Here is an 11,285-nt window from a genome sequence, read left to right on the forward strand (position 1 = left end):
AGGCTAAAAAAGATGCTTATCTCATCTTCAAACGATAAAACTAAATAGAGAGCAATATATTTTAGCTCAAGATAAACATTTGCATTAAACATTTCTATTTCTCTATATACATGTTCTGCTTATTTGGAGGCTTTTTATGTCTAAACCGCCAGGTACAAACAAGCTCTTCCGTTCGCCTATTCCTGGCAATGAGGCAAGCAAACATACAGGTGCCCTTGCTCATGAGGACAGCAGCGAAATTGGTACCCAACCAGTTCCAGCCATTCCAACTGAAACACCTTCGCATCCCTCTTCTGGTGACCTGGCGGATCGACCAACGATGCAAGCTCCGGCTGTTCAACCTGCAAGTGGAGTATTATATCAGCAGAATCCAGTCTCGCAGGCAGGGATCGGAGGATATAACCCTTTTCCTGCACCTCCAGGAGGGGTAGCTCCTGCCTCACAGTCAGGGATGGGAGGGTATAATCCCATCCCTGCGCCATCTCCTGTCTCACAGTCAGGGATGGGAGGGTATAATCCCATCCCTGCGCCATCTCCTGTCTCACAGTCAGGGATGGGAGGGTATAATCCCATCCCTGCGCCATCTCCTGTCTCACAGTCAGGGATGGGAGGGTATAATCCCATCCCTGCGCCATCTCCTGTCTCACAGTCAGGGATAGGTTACGGACCAGGCCCGGCCCAACCGCCCGTTACGCCACGTCCCCAGGCCCTGGCTGGACAGAGTGGCAATCTGAACAATATGCAGCGGCCGCCTGCGGCCGCAAATGCGCCGCACCCCAATGTGTTTGTCAAAACACGCAGGAAATACTCTAACCTATCAACGCGCGCCAAAATCGTGATCCTGGCCATGCTTGCGCTCTTACTCTTACCCTCAGTGTTTATTGTGCTTGAGAGTGTGAACGCCTTTGCCCTGTATAGCCAGGCCGATAGTGCCATTAAACATCTGGAGGCGGCCCAAAACGTCTTTAGTGGCGGAGGGAATAGCCATGGCAACCTGGCGCGTTACTTCGATGTGAAAAAGCTCCGCCAGGTCCAGGTAGAGATCGACGCGGCACATAGCGACCTGGTAAGGCTGCGGGATGAGCTGGACCAGGATGGAAATGTGGCCATGCTGGCTAACATAGTGCCTGCCCAGGTGGGGACCGCCCGTTCCCTGGCGCATATTGGGGTCGACGCTACCGAGATTGGCCAGATAGCGCTTCAATCCGCCATCAAAATGGCTCCCACACTCTCACAAGCCTTCAATAATCCCCTTAATAGTGGGAGTAAGAATACCGAGGAGAGTACTGCCCCCTTAAAGCCGTATCTTACATCGAACAATGTCGATGAAATATTTGCGGATATAAACCTGATCATTCCGCATGTCCATGCCATGAATATGCAGGCCCGAGGCCTCTCCCTCAACACCTTGCCGCTAAGCAGCAAACAGAGCAATCTTGTAGGCTCGCTCCTGAAGCTCCTGCCCACGGCTGAAGTCGGTTTGAACCAGGCGATGAGCATGAAGAGCGAGATTAGCTGGTTGCTTGGCGCGGATTCCCCGCGCACCTTTCTGGTGGAACCAATGGACCGCGCGGAACTGCGCGCCACGGGAGGCTTTACCGGCCAGTTTGGTGAGCTCTCAATCAACGGTGGACACATGTCCCCGCTGAAGCTGAAGAATATTGCCCAATATGAAGAGGATATTACAGGTGAAGGTGCTGCGCGGCCAGATCCCGTCGTTTATGGCAGGGTGCAGGGCCAGACGGCACCAGATCCTTATAATTGGTGGCCTGTTGGTAACTTTGGTATGCGCGATGCTAACCTCTCCGCCGACTTTCCGACATCGGCGCGCCTGATTATGGACCGTTACAATTACGAGTTCGAGAAAAAGCTTGATGGCGTTATTATCTTTACGCCTGCCCTGATCGCGCATGTCTTGCATGTAACCGGCCCTATCCATATCGCGGCCTATAACGAGACAATTACCGAGCAGAATCTTGAGGAGCGGCTACACTACTATCAACTGGATAACACGGGAATTCGCCGCGAAGAACTGATTGAACACGTCAACGATCCACAGGCAGCACGCAAACTCTTTACCCAGCAGGTGACCAAAACTCTGATGGATACGGCTCAGCACCTGCCATATGATAAGGTGCTGTCTCTGGTGAATGAGATGTTTCTCGCGACGAAAACCAGGGATCTGCAAATCTACTTCACCAATCCCAAAGTTAATGCCCTGATCACCAAATATGGCTCAATCCCTTCGCTGGATCGCTCTACCCAGCATGATGGCCTGGCTATCGTGCAGTCTAACCTTAGTGCCAGCAAGGCGTCGCAGTATGTCAACACATCGATAAAGGATTCTATTAGTGTCGACGCCTCGGGTGGGGCGACTCACCAGGTTGTGATGACGTTGAATTATCAAAAGAAGGGCGATGTGTACGGCATGAGTACTTATCGCGATTATGTACGCATATATGCCCCACCCTCCAGCCAACTCATTTCGAGCTATGGTTTTGAGGCGAGCTACGGTTACGCGCATCCCTCGCGTGGATACTGTGGCTATGGCGCGGGCTATCAGGCATGCGCACAGGATGTATACGGCGATGGAACTCTCGTCTGCACAACGGCTCCCGTTGATACCGACTCCACTTCGTTTCTCGACTATGGCCCGGGTCTCCATCTGCCGGTCCCGGCCATTGGTCAGCTAACCAATCAAGAGAGCGATACGTCTGGGCGCGCTATGTTTGGGGGCTGGGTGGTTGTGCCGCCCAATTGTAGTATCAAGGTGACGTTCTCGTGGTATGTGCCCTCCAGTAGCCATACCTATAGCCTGCTCTTCCAGCCGCAGGCGAGCGTGCATCCGCAATTGGACCTGACGGTTAAGTCGGCCCAGAAGGCCTGTGCGGGTAGTAAGCCCTCCGACTTACACTTCGCCGGAACCATGGATGGGCAGGATCGTACCTTTACCTTGCAGACCGGGCAGTCCGGCGGCGGATGCGCTCTGAGGATGTCCTGAGGCTTGCGCGATCAGTTGGAGCTTCTGCTGACGCGTGAGGCACTTGATCTGATATTCAGCTCGTAGTGCCTCGCTTTTGCCTGGAAACGTCCAGCTGGCGAGGAGAGTCACGGGCCGATGCGCACGCGTGTAGTGCCCACCTTTCCCGGCGTTATGCGTGGCGATCCGCCGCTGGAGGTTATTGGTATAGCCTGTGTAGAGCGTATCGTCCGCGCATTTAAGAATGTAGACATAGTGCGCCTTGTCTTGCTGGATATCGTCGCCTATCTCTGGCATGCCTTATCCTATCTCATGAGACTCTCGCGCCTACGGCGCTCTGGTAGGTGGTATGATGCAGGTTGGCAACCAAAGCTGCCAACCTGCATCATACCACCTACCATACTTTTTGAGAACGGAGGTCAGTTGTGGAGAATGGCGAGGTAACCAGGCTATCACTGCGCTATCGTGGCCTTACTGCGCTTCCTACATCCCTATCCCTGCATCAACTGAGCTCGCTTCGAGTCTTAGACCTCACTGGTAATAGGTTGACGGCTCTGCCCGAAGAGCTTGGTAGCCTGGAGCAGTTGCAGGAGCTGTACCTGGACGATAACCAGATCACTACGCTGCCTCATGTCCTGGGCAAGCTGGTGAACCTGCGCGCGCTACATGTCGATATGAATCGCCTGAGTGTTCTGCCCTCCTCTCTCTACCATCTTCCGCGCCTGGAGACGCTTCGCCTTTATAAAAATCGGCTTACCAACTTGCCCGCTGACATTGGGCGACTGCAAGGGTTGCGCGACTTTAGCGTTGGCAAGAACCAGCTCACCTCTCTCCCCGAGTCATTATGGGAATTAGGACGGCTCCAGGCCTTGAATCTCGCGGAGAACCAGCTTTCGTCTCTCTCTGAGCGCATTGGCCAGCTGACGCAACTGCAAATGCTGGACGCAGGCCATAACCAACTTACGACCCTTCCTGAGTCGCTTGGTCAGTTGACGAACTTGACGCATTACCTCTACCTCAGCAACAATCGCCTGACAACCCTCTCTGAGTCACTTTTTGCGCATCTTACCCAGCTTGCATATCTTAATATCACCGATAACCAGCTCACAGAACTCCCGCGCAGCCTTGGCTGCCTGACCAACCTCAAAGAGCTAAGGATCTATAACAATCAACTGGCAACCTTGCCCGAAGAGCTTGGCAATCTAGCAGCTTTACGCGAGCTGCATGCGATGAACAATCGTCTGGAGACGCTGCCAGACTCCCTGGGCAAGCTAAAGCAGCTGAGGGAGCTACGCCTCGCCAATAATCGGCTCGCGCGACTCCCCACCTACCTTGGCGAGCTGGCTAATCTTACCTCCTTAGACCTGCGCAATAATCTTCTCGCCTCCTTACCTGCCTCTCTTGATAATCTGGCTAAGCTGCGTGCGCTCGACCTGCGTGCGAACAGGTTGACCACTCTCCCCCCAGGTTTGCAGAGACTCCAGCACCTGGAGAAGCTAGACCTGAGATGGCTAAAGCTCTCCCCGCTCCCCACCTGGCTTGACCAACTTGAACAGCGAGGATGCACAGTGCTATTGTAGGCTTCATGCTTGCATGGACTGCTTGCGCTCCGCTAACGAACGTCGGACAACTTGATCTTCAACTTGTCGAGGAGTCCCTCGACAGGCGTTATAAAAAGCTCTTCTGGTGGGATGGGGAGATAACTCATGAACTGAGCTTCTGCGCGAGATGCGACACGTTTACTGCGAGTGGCAGTGGTCTGCGCCTGACTGCTCTTCTCGAGGTGAAAGATATTCTTCCCTGGTCGCGCTTTCGGCTTTCCGCTGCTCCGATGGGCAGATCCATAAAGAGAGCGAGGTCGGCTGCATGGTCTCTTGCACCGCGGCCAGCAACTGCTCGCAGAGCTGATCCAGGTTCACCTCTTGGCGCAGATTCGCACTAAAGGCTTCCACGGTCCTGGCAGCATCATATCTGCTGCGATAGAAGCGCCGGTCAATGTTCCGTTGAATGCCATGGCGCAGCGGTTGGAAGAGAATGAAAATGACGAGAGTCGAGCCAACCAGAATGAGTGGAGACTGCGCTGCCTGCGGGCTGAAGGACGCGAACGCAAACTGTGAGCCGAGGATCAGGCCCACATACACCGCAGCCAGAGTGGCGGTGAGCAGCGTATAGACCAGCGTACGCCTGACAAAGACATCGATGTCGAAGGCATTGGCGTACAAGACAGCCATCAGGAACCCCGCAATATTGATGCCACAGCCAAAGAACCGTTCTCCGACACTTGGACAAATATGGACAAGCCACATTCACCCGGATCGGTTCCTGCTTCACCGAGGGCAGTTTCACTGAACCATCTTACGACGGATCAGCCAGAGCTGCCCTCTCCGACAGGCGTTTCACCCTTCCCGAGGAACTCCCGGTAGGGACCTGGCTGGCCGCTCAGATACAAGATCGCCAGCGCTGCCAGGTTCAGCGCGGCATTGAGGTCGCGATCGATCACCAGCCCACAGGCCGGATGCTCGCAGACATAGATGCGCTCTGAAAGGTCTATCTCTTCTTTGATATGGTTGCAGCCAGAGCACAGTTTGGTGGAAGCAAACCAGCGATCTGCCCACAGCAGGTTTTCTCCTTGCCAGAACGTTTTGTAGCCCATTTGCCGCTTGAACTCGCCTAATCCGACATCGCTGATTGCCAGAGCCAGCTTGTGGTTCAGTGCGCATCCCTGCCACATTGAGATCTTCAAGCACGACCACGGCAGGACGCCTCTGGGCATCCGAGATGCGAGCCTGGCGCAGCAGTTTTTTCATCTGCTTGGCTTTGACCTTGTTCGCAATGGTTTTCAGCAGGGGTTCTGGGGGCGGCTCCTTCTTTGATCGCTTGCCACGCTTTGGCTTCACCTTGGCTTTCGGCTCTGACAACGTAGCAGCAATCTCAGCTTTGCGGATTTCACGTTCTTCTGGCGGAAGTTGGGCGCGGGTGAGCTGGCTCGTGCCTTTGTGGAGGGCATCCTCGCGCACATGAGAGACGCGGGCATACTTGCGCGCTAATTTTTGACGGGCTTTGGCGCGGTTCTTGCTCCCTTTCTGTTTCCGGGAGAGCCAGCGATGCAGCCGCTTGATCCGCTTGAGTTCGGATGTGAGGGCTTTGGGGTTGGCAATGGCACGCCCATCGGAGCATTGAGCCAGGGTTTTGATCCCGGTATCCACGCCGATCGGCGGACCAGCTGCCTGTGGGGGATCGGGCACCTGCTCACTCACCTGCACCGAGACAAACCAGCGCCCTGCCTCTTCACTGACCGTGGCCGAGAGCACAGCGACGCCGCTGGTAGGCAGATAGCCACACTCGTGCAGGCGCAGCCGTCCGAAGCGCGGCAGTTCAATGGCTTGCTCGTAAATATGAATGCTGCCTGTCAGTCGGAAACTGCCCACTCCTTTCCGTTTGGTCTTGGGCTTGGGGAACCCCGGCTTGCCCTTCCACTTGCCTTCTTTCTTGAGGCCACAGCGGCGGAAAAAGTTCCTGTAGGCTTGATCCAGATCGCGTAACGCCTCCTGCGGCGCGGCTTTTGACACCTCGTACATCCAGGGAATCTCGGTTTGCTTGAGCGTGTTCAGTTCCCGGTGCAGTTCCATCGCGCTGATCCAGCGTTTCTCCTGCTGATAGACCTCTTGCTTGCGTCTGAGCCCCCAATTCCAGGACCAGCGCACTGCGCCTGCATGCTGTTTGCAGAGGGTGATTTGTTGGTGATTGAGATCTAATTGCGTGCGATAGCCGCGTGTAATCAGCATCGATCCGGTCCTGCCTGCATCTTAAGAACGCCTCATCAAACGCACTCCTCGGTCCGCTCCTCTTTCATGAGAGATTCCACGCACTGCTTGATGCGTTCGGCTCTGTGCCGAGAGCCGCGCCTGCCGTACATCCGGGCCGCCATACTGGTAATGAGGCTGACAACGTCATCGACGAGATCGTCCTGCGTCTCATGGGGAAAGATGGCTTCGATGCGGCGTCCCTGGGCTTGGAGCAGCGTTGTGAGATACCTCCACCCAAAACGGGTGCCACGATCGCGGTGTTCGACAAGAATGGTGCCAATACTTGGGTCGGCCAGCAGCTTGAGGAATTTCGGGCGGTTGTCGTTGAGGCCCGATGCAATTTCGACGACTTCTTTGGCCACTGGGTAGCCACGGGCCGCCGCGTAGTCGTGCAGGCGTTGCACCTGGCGCTCGAGATCGCTTTTTTGATCAGCAGAGGACACGCGCGCATACAAGGCGATGCGCCCCGTCTCGGGCTTCTCCGCCACCGGATCGCGCACGATCACCGTCCCTGTGGGCGTTTGGTAGGCATCGAGGGTCCCGGCTTTATACCACCGCCAGGCGGTTTTATAGGTGACTCCAGCTTTTTTGGCATACTGACTTAACTTCATGTCCATAGATTACCATGAAATATCCATATTAGTCAATGTACTCTAAATATATTTTTTTACCCCGCGATATTGATAATGAGCAAGGCGGGCGCGTCTGCTGGGGCGAAAGCAGGGATAAGGGAAAAAAACAGGAGAAGGAAGAGGATGAAGAGGCTCAAACTCGCAATAATCCACTTGGTAGCAGCTTGCTCACGGGCGGTCAAGAGGCGGCGGGAGCGATAGATCAGGATTCCCACCAGAAGAGGAAAGCTGAGCATGGTGAACACCGTATTGATCAAGGCAAAGACCGGAGTTGTGAGGAAGGCAGAGAGCACGACGACCAGGCAGTTGACCAGATAAAACCCGAGCACCCAACGAGAGCCAAATCGGCCATTGGGAAAGGTAACGAGCGCGTACATGCCGAGCAGGCCCATTCCCAGACCGATCAAGAATTGTGTGGGTGTATACAGGACAGGATAAGCAGCAGCAAGGGCTGGATAGTCGGCTCCCTCATAGGCCGATAAACCGACGAGAAAAGCACTCATGCCCAATGGGACCCATTGGCCAGGCTTCTTGAAGACGATGAGCAGCGCGATCCCGACACTGACCAGGATATAGAGCACCTGGATCACCGTATAGAGGGTAGCATAGGACGGGATGGAGAGGCCCAACTGCTCCAGGGCGCGCACATTGCCGGGGTGAGCGCACACCCATCGAGGCAAACCGTGTGCAAGTAGGTGTAGCCCAGCGGGAACCCAATGAGATGGCCAGCCAGGATGAGCAGCGTATAGATGAGAAAGCCAATCGTCATGAGCCGAACTGTGCCTGGACGATAGGGGGTATCTAATAGTTGATCAAAGCATAACCATCTATTGCAATGATTATCCTTCTCACTTTAACCTACGCCTGTTTACCAAACAGCGGACTAGGCGGGAGGATGCACTACGAGCATCCTATGCACCTCTCTCTACTGAGAGATGTTCACTCGTGAGATGATTCCAGGAACATCTCTGGGGGATCCCAGAAGCTCAACTGGACGGGAGGCCCGGCATCCTGGATCCTCTGCTGATTCTGCTGTTTCCACGCTTCATGCCGCGTCATGAGGAGCGCCTTGACCTCCGAGGTCGAGCGACATGCCGCCAGTTTCCGATCCCCCCAGCGTCCCGCGAGCGTCTGTGCGGCTTTGCGGTCGGCCTGGTCTGCGTAACCACAGACCAGGCACTTGAAGGTTTTCTGGTTCGGCCGATTAGCGCGATCGACATAATGGCAGCGGGGGCATTCCTGAGAGGAATAGGCGGCTCGGACCGTGTGGGCTGCCATGCCCTGTTTGGCGGCGGCCCAGGCCAGCTGCTCTGGGATATGCCCCAGGTGAGAAGCATACAGATAACTGTTCATCACCCTTGCTTTGAAGCGCATCGAGGCCACATTGAGGTCCTCATAAATGAGTCTGGCATCTCGATGATCTTTGACCAACGCATTGACCGCCCGGTTGATCTCTTGCTTGACGTGACGGCTCAAGCGTTGCGACGTTTCAGAACTTGTCGAAGGAAGCTTGCCCTTTGGGACGCCTTTCTTTTCCAGACAGGCTCGCAGTTTCGCCTTGCGGCGACGCTTTTCCCGATCGTGCTTGTGCTGTCGGGCCATCTTGCCATGAAAACTGCCATACGCTTTATTGGTGGAGGTCGTGAGGAAATGGGCAATGCCCACATCGACGCCTACTGTAGGGGCGTCAGGCTTGGTTTGAAGAGGAACGTCCTCGTCAAAGGAGAGCGTCAGCCACCAGACTCCATTGCGCTTGTGAAGTGTTGTGGATGCATTGAGCGTGCGGCCTTCGAGTGCTCGTTTGTGATAGGAGGCGAGTTTGACTGGGACTCGAAGCGGATTCCCGACATCTAAGGTGGACACGCGCAGCCAGTAGTCGAACGTGGAGTCCTCCGACTTCTCGAGCACCACCACGTTGACATTGGCTTGGATGACTGGCACACGCAGCACAGGGAGATCCCATTCGGTCCAGGTCGGTTCGCGGCGTTTGAAGGCGGACATCCGGCCTTCCGCCTGAGCCTTGGCCTGAGCGTAATCAGCCACATCTTCCAGGTACGCCTGATAGGCGTTCGCTCGATTCGTGCGAACGCTTTTGGCAATGCCTGCGGCTTGCTGTATTGCCACTCGATGCAAGCGGTCGGAAAGATCGGTTTTGAAGACGGTTTCTTGGTACTTGTCCGGGCTTGTCTCGGCCTCGCAAAACAGGGTGGTGTACTGTTGGCACAGCGGCAAGTAAACCGCCACAAGCTGATCGAGCGCCTCAAGTTTGCCAGGATTGGCCTCAATGAGACGGATATGGGTCACCGCTCGAGTGATGGTCTGCTTCGTCTTCTTTTTGCGCTTGCGCTTTTTTTTCTCATCAAGCGAGGCTTTTTGGGGCTTCTTGCTCACAGGCGGGTCCATTCTGCTGCAAAGCCGCTAGCACTTGTTCCGTCTTGCGTTTGGCTTGTCTGCGACCATAAAGACGAGCGCAAAACGAGGGAATGATGCTGATAAAATCGCCCATGAGATCATCGTCGGCGGTATCAGCGGTGTTGACGATGACCAGTTTCCGTCCTTGCATAGCCAACAAGGTCTGAATATAGGCCACGCCAAAGCGAGAAGCGCGATCTTTGTGTTCAACCACGATCTGCCCGATTTTGGGATCTGCCAGCAGCGCCAGAAACTTGGGCCGCTGATCGTTGATGCCACTGCCGCACTCTTTGACGACTTTGCTGACCGACCAGCCTTGGGCATTGCACCAGGTCACCAGCCGCTCGGCTTGCCTTTCCAGATTGTCTTTGTTTTCGCTGCTTGAAACACGAGCATACACAGCGACGGCGTGGACCGGAACCGAGCGAAGCTCTGGCGGATCAATGATCACGGTGCCGGTGGGCAATTGATAGCCGGGAATCTGGCCGCGTTTCCACATACGCCAGGCGCTGTTATAACTGATCCCAATCTTCTTGGCATAACTCGATAACTTCATACATCCAAGTATACTCTATCTGCTTGAGATATGCAAGAGATGATGATACTTTGTGATGGTTGCTTATACAAAATGGATACCTTGCGCACAGAGCTATCGAGTGCAGCCGTCATAATCATCTCCTGTTGAACACGGCTATGGCTAGCAATCGCTCTATCCAGCCGAACGTAGACGGTAACTGCGTTGAGTATAGCATGGCATCGTCTGAAAAACGTTACGATCGCTCTGATGCATAAGAGCCACGATATCCTTCACAGTGTCATTTTGAGTCGATGCGCAGCATTCCCGCTGTGCGCGCTCGCGAGCCGCGTGGGAAAGCAGCCAAGCTCTTGCTCTGTGAACCATGTGATGTCCATGTGTAGCATATGTTGGCCGCGAAAAGCAGAGGCAGGAGCGCCGAAAGTCTCGCAAGAGCACCAAAATGACTCACTGCCACGAATTGCTTCACGAATCAGAATCGCTGTCAGAACCTGCTACAGAACAGCTATTAACTCGTCAGTGTAAAGCCGCTTCTAGCGTCAAGGCATTGCCACGATATAAGTAAGAACAGGTGCCAGAATATGCATAAAATTACAGCAATGTTCAGCCTGAAATGACGAGGCGCGCCGTTCATGGCGCGCCGATGTTTGTTTTTCGCGCTCGCGCCTGCTAAGCAGGGACCTGGCTTGTCGTGTCTGCTGGCGTTGTGCCCAGCTCCTGAGCGAAGCGAGGGTCCTGGAACTGGTAGGAGGGCGCGAGACTAGGCTGGGAATATAGTTGCTGTAGCTGCCTGGTTGGGATGGCTGTCAGAGCCGTACCGGGAATGCTTTGTTCGCCTGTAGCTTCGCGCCAGGCCGACTCCCAGATGGAGGCCAGGCACTGTGCTCCATCAGCCATCAATTGTATAGTCTGCTCGCCTA

10 protein-coding genes and 1 pseudogene are annotated in these 11,285 nt (G+C 54.9%); 2 read left to right on the forward strand and 9 right to left on the reverse strand.

The features are described from left to right. The first annotated feature begins 136 nt into the window (after positions 1-136). Positions 137-3,001 carry a DUF4012 domain-containing protein gene (locus KRAC_RS49415; RefSeq protein ID WP_007920240.1) on the forward strand — a complete coding sequence of 955 codons (2,865 nt, stop codon included), beginning with the start codon at positions 137-139 and terminating at the stop codon, positions 2,999-3,001. Here KRAC_RS49415 and KRAC_RS68000 read toward each other — a convergent pair. Continuing rightward, a complete protein-coding gene (locus KRAC_RS68000) occupies positions 2,909-3,277 on the reverse strand; it encodes a GIY-YIG nuclease family protein (RefSeq protein ID WP_007920242.1) in 369 nt (122 codons plus the stop codon). The genes KRAC_RS49415 and KRAC_RS68000 overlap by 93 nt on opposite strands. Positions 3,278-3,405: 128 nt before the next feature. Between KRAC_RS68000 and KRAC_RS49425 the strand changes: the two genes are divergently transcribed. Beyond that, positions 3,406-4,560, forward strand: a complete 1,155-nt coding sequence (locus tag KRAC_RS49425; protein WP_007920243.1) for a leucine-rich repeat domain-containing protein — start codon at positions 3,406-3,408, stop codon at positions 4,558-4,560. A gap of 159 nt (positions 4,561-4,719) precedes the next feature. Here KRAC_RS49425 and KRAC_RS49430 read toward each other — a convergent pair whose 3' ends face one another. The 8 genes and pseudogenes from KRAC_RS49430 to KRAC_RS49460 form a co-directional block, all read right to left on the reverse strand. Further along, positions 4,720-5,286, reverse strand: a complete 567-nt coding sequence (locus tag KRAC_RS49430; protein WP_040447419.1) for a hypothetical protein — start codon at positions 5,284-5,286, stop codon at positions 4,720-4,722. Positions 5,287-5,345: 59 nt separating this feature from the next. Continuing rightward, positions 5,346-5,753 carry a zinc ribbon domain-containing protein gene (locus KRAC_RS77430; protein ID WP_338010166.1) on the reverse strand — a complete coding sequence of 136 codons (408 nt, stop codon included), beginning with the start codon at positions 5,751-5,753 and terminating at the stop codon, positions 5,346-5,348. Then, positions 5,740-6,765, reverse strand: a pseudogene (locus KRAC_RS64110) (RNA-guided endonuclease InsQ/TnpB family protein); the annotation flags it as partial. The pseudogene KRAC_RS64110 and the gene KRAC_RS77430, both read right to left, overlap by 14 nt. A gap of 35 nt (positions 6,766-6,800) precedes the next feature. Further along, complete coding sequence (locus tag KRAC_RS49440) at positions 6,801-7,403, reverse strand: IS607 family transposase (RefSeq protein WP_007920251.1); 603 nt, start codon at positions 7,401-7,403, stop codon at positions 6,801-6,803. 50 nt (positions 7,404-7,453) lie between these two features. Next, positions 7,454-8,098, reverse strand: a complete 645-nt coding sequence (locus KRAC_RS49445; RefSeq protein WP_211221479.1) for a hypothetical protein — start codon at positions 8,096-8,098, stop codon at positions 7,454-7,456. Positions 8,099-8,357: 259 nt separating this feature from the next. Continuing rightward, complete coding sequence (locus KRAC_RS49450) at positions 8,358-9,809, reverse strand: RNA-guided endonuclease TnpB family protein (protein WP_040441717.1); 1,452 nt, start codon at positions 9,807-9,809, stop codon at positions 8,358-8,360. Continuing rightward, the gene (locus tag KRAC_RS49455; protein WP_007918819.1) at positions 9,778-10,386 is read right to left on the reverse strand and encodes an IS607 family transposase; all 609 of its coding nucleotides are present in this window, start codon (positions 10,384-10,386) and stop codon (positions 9,778-9,780) included. The genes KRAC_RS49450 and KRAC_RS49455 overlap by 32 nt, the downstream gene beginning before the upstream one ends. 648 nt (positions 10,387-11,034) lie before the next feature. Continuing rightward, positions 11,035-11,262, reverse strand: a complete 228-nt coding sequence (locus tag KRAC_RS49460; RefSeq protein ID WP_169461048.1) for a hypothetical protein — start codon at positions 11,260-11,262, stop codon at positions 11,035-11,037. Positions 11,263-11,285: the final 23 nt, after the last annotated feature.

It is taken from the genome of Ktedonobacter racemifer DSM 44963 (assembly GCF_000178855.1).
GTDB lineage: Bacteria > Chloroflexota > Ktedonobacteria > Ktedonobacterales > Ktedonobacteraceae > Ktedonobacter > Ktedonobacter racemifer.

Excerpts from the sequence above, each read along its gene's own strand:
- KRAC_RS49415 (WP_007920240.1), top strand. The coding sequence starts at position 137 with ATGTCTAAACCGCCAGGTACAAACAAGCTCTTCCGTTCGCCTATTCCT.
- KRAC_RS68000 (WP_007920242.1), bottom strand. The coding sequence starts at position 3,277 with ATGCCAGAGATAGGCGACGATATCCAGCAAGACAAGGCGCACTATGTC.
- KRAC_RS49430 (WP_040447419.1), bottom strand. The coding sequence starts at position 5,286 with ATGTGGCTTGTCCATATTTGTCCAAGTGTCGGAGAACGGTTCTTTGGC.
- KRAC_RS77430 (WP_338010166.1), bottom strand. The coding sequence starts at position 5,753 with ATGCCCAGAGGCGTCCTGCCGTGGTCGTGCTTGAAGATCTCAATGTGG.
- KRAC_RS49440 (WP_007920251.1), bottom strand. The coding sequence starts at position 7,403 with ATGGACATGAAGTTAAGTCAGTATGCCAAAAAAGCTGGAGTCACCTAT.
- KRAC_RS49455 (WP_007918819.1), bottom strand. The coding sequence starts at position 10,386 with ATGAAGTTATCGAGTTATGCCAAGAAGATTGGGATCAGTTATAACAGC.
- KRAC_RS49460 (WP_169461048.1), bottom strand. The coding sequence starts at position 11,262 with ATGGCTGATGGAGCACAGTGCCTGGCCTCCATCTGGGAGTCGGCCTGG.